Source organism: Psychrilyobacter sp., from assembly GCF_049671765.1.
In the GTDB taxonomy this organism is placed as follows: domain Bacteria; phylum Fusobacteriota; class Fusobacteriia; order Fusobacteriales; family Fusobacteriaceae; genus Psychrilyobacter.
The window spans coordinates 1-2663 of the sequence record NZ_JBATVM010000294.1; the positions used below are offsets into that span (position 1 = coordinate 1).

The following is a 2663-nucleotide window of genomic DNA, read 5'->3' on the forward strand; positions in this document are numbered from 1 at the left end:
GTAACCAAGAGTTTCATCCATTTCAGATTCAAGCATCAGAGAAACCATGTCTTTAAACATATCTTTCATAATATTTTGTGCATCAGAAATATTTTCAATATCATTTTCTTCAAAGATCTTTTTAACCTATGGATTAATATTTTTCGCTTTTTTACTCATAAAAAATCCCTCCCTAATTACTAGATTATACCTCTAATAGTTAGAAAGGGAATATTTTAATTTACACTAAATTTGGGAAACGCCCTATTTAGTGTTTTTTTACTACTTTGTTTTAATTTTATTTGAAATTTTCCCATGGTTACCTCGCTCCTACAATAACTTGACGCTATCCCAAATTTTCTTTTCTTTTATAAAAAAGATGTTTTTATGATATAATTTAGAGTAAAATAAAAAATGAGGTGAATAATTAATTATGTATACATTTAAAGATTTAGGAATAAAGAGGGAATTTGTGGATTCTCTAAAAAAAAATGGGATAAAAACTCCTACTCCTATACAGGAGATGAGTATAGGGTCAATTTTAGATAAAAAAGATATAATAGCTGAAGCGCCTACAGGAACAGGGAAAACCTTAGCTTTTCTTTTACCTATGATGAACCTTATGTTACCTAATAATAGTGGTGTTCAAGGGGTTATTATAAGTCCTACAAGAGAATTAGCTATACAAATATCAGAGGAAGCTCAAAAGATAAATTGCAATAAAATCAATATTTTAACTATTTATGGAGGAAAGGAATATTCTAAACAACTAAAAGAGGCAAAGGGTTCGGTAGATTTAATAGTTGCTACTCCAGGGAGACTAGTAGACTTTATTAACCAAGGGTTACTAAAGTTAAATACTTTAAAAACATTGGTTTTAGATGAAGTAGATCAAACCCTTCTTATGGGATTTCAAAAAGAAGTAGAAATAATTTTGAATACGAGTAATAAAAAAAGACAAACATTGTGCTATTCAGCGACTCTAAGTAGTCAGGTAAAGAAAATAGCATATAAAATCACGAAAGATCCATTGGTATTAAAGGTAGAGGATAAAAATAAAAATGATAAGATGAAAAAATATTTAATAGAAACGACAGACAGATGGAAGATTGATGCTTTGGCGACTATTCTAAATAGAACCAACCCCTTTATGGCGATTATATTTTGTAGAACCAAGGCAAGAGTAGATAAGGTAGAGGCTAAGCTAGAGGAGAGAGGATACAATGTACAAAAATTACATAGTGATATACCTCAAGTTAAAAGAGAAAAAATCGTAAAATCGTTTAAAAAAGCTGAGATACAATATTTGGTTGCTACAGATGTAGCATCTCGTGGATTAGATATCACAGGAGTAACTCATATATTTAATATGGATATACCAGAGAAAGCCGACACGTACATCCATCGTATAGGACGTACTGCTAGAGCAGGAGAAGAGGGAGAAACTTATTTATTTATAGATCCAAGAGATAGAAGAGTATTGGGAGAAATTGAATCATTGTTAGGAAAACCATTAGAAAGAGTTGAATGTGGTGATGAAAGAGATGTTGTTAATGTCAATGATTCTCTGAAAAAGAAATATAATAAAAAAATAAAAACAAGAAGTGAGGAAAGAAAATAAATTTCTAAGATTTTTTTATCTTAACTTTTATTTTTAAGATTTTTAAATTTTAGAAATACTATTTAAAAATGTAGGATTTAAAACTTTTTTCAGTATAAAAATATAGCAAGAATTTTATACAGGAGGGGGGGACTTTGGAGAAAGGTTTTACAATTAATCTAGGTAATTTATTGTTGTCACTATCAGAATCTATAGATATGGCGAATAAAAACTTACCGCAACATCAATTAAGGACAGCTTTTATTGCATTAAAATTAGCAAGACATCTTAGTTTAGATGAAGTAACTACGGAAAATATATTTATAGCTTCTTTATTACATGACATTGGGAAAAAAATTGATTCAGAGGAAAATATAAATTATGAATTACAGTGTATAAGAGGAGAACTATTTGTCCAGAGGGTGCCATTTTTAAAAAATGCTGCTAAAATTATAAGATATCATTTTTTAGATTGGGAAGACTGGAAAGGAAATATAGATAAATCATTGGCTATATCTTCTCAAATTATTCTTATTGCTAACTTTGTAGATATGATGATCAGTAGAGATAAATTTATTCTTCATCAAGTAGATAATATATGGAAAGAACTGTCTAGATTAGAAGATGGAATATTAAATACTAAAATAGTGAGTGGTTTTAAAGAAATTTCAACTAAAGAGGAATTTTGGCTTGATTTGACCTCTTATAGATTGTATTCTATTCTTTTGCATGAAGGACCTTTAAAGAAAATAGAAATAAATTTAAATGACCTTGCTAGTGTAGGAGATCTCTTTAAATATGTGATTGATTTTAAATCTGAGTATACAATAACGCATACCACTGGAGTATCAGCTTGTTCTGAGATGTTGGGTAATTTATTTGGACTTACAGAATTAGAAATTAAAGTCTTGGGAATTGCTTCAAATTTTCATGATCTAGGGAAGTTAATAATTCCAAATAGTATATTGGAAAAAAAATGTGAACTTACAAAAGAAGAATTTGAAGTTGTTAAGAGTCATCCATATTATACATATCAGATTTTAAATTCTATTGATGGGTTACAGCAGATTGTACAGTGGGCATC

General features: G+C 29.1%; 2 protein-coding genes. Both read left to right on the plus strand.

The features are described from left to right. Positions 1-412: 412 nt before the first annotated feature. Complete coding sequence (locus tag WBG30_RS13715) at positions 413-1600, plus strand: DEAD/DEAH box helicase (protein WP_424505221.1); 1188 nt, start codon at positions 413-415, stop codon at positions 1598-1600. A gap of 134 nt (positions 1601-1734) precedes the next feature. Further along, a partial coding sequence (locus WBG30_RS13720; protein ID WP_424505222.1) for an HD-GYP domain-containing protein occupies positions 1735-2663 on the plus strand: 929 nt, incomplete at its 3' end.